The following is a 319-nucleotide window of genomic DNA, read 5'->3' as shown; positions in this document are numbered from 1 at the left end:
CTAAGAATGGTGGGTCGTACTGGACTTGAACCAGTGACCCTCGCCTTGTAAGGGCGATGCTCTCCCAACTGAGCTAACGACCCATATTACATGCTACTACCTGTAGTAAGTAGTACTGGACTTTAACCAGTGAACCACGCCATCTTTTATAAAAAGCGGTGATGCTCTCTTTTCCTGTAACTGAGCTAACGACCCATATTACAGTTTTAAAAAACTATTAATATAGTAGGTTTATATGTGGTGGGTGATACTGGACTTGAACCAGTGACCCTCGCCTTGTAAGGGCGATGCTCTCCCAACTGAGCTAATCACCCACATA

The 319-nt window shown here is 44.5% G+C and carries 3 tRNA genes; all 3 read right to left on the bottom strand.

From position 1 onward, the window contains the following. Positions 1-7 precede the first annotated feature (7 nt). Positions 8-83, bottom strand: a tRNA-Val gene (locus AN391_RS20030). Positions 84-106: 23 nt separating this feature from the next. Continuing rightward, positions 107-195, bottom strand: a tRNA-OTHER gene (locus AN391_RS20595). A gap of 43 nt (positions 196-238) precedes the next feature. Beyond that, a tRNA-Val gene (locus AN391_RS20025) sits at positions 239-314 on the bottom strand. Positions 315-319 lie beyond the last annotated feature (5 nt).

Origin of the sequence: Pseudoalteromonas sp. P1-13-1a (assembly GCF_001401875.1) — a bacterium.
Classification (GTDB): domain Bacteria; phylum Pseudomonadota; class Gammaproteobacteria; order Enterobacterales; family Alteromonadaceae; genus Pseudoalteromonas.
The sequence above is the reverse complement of the archived record's forward strand: the minus strand, read 5'-3'. Positions and strand labels throughout refer to the sequence as shown.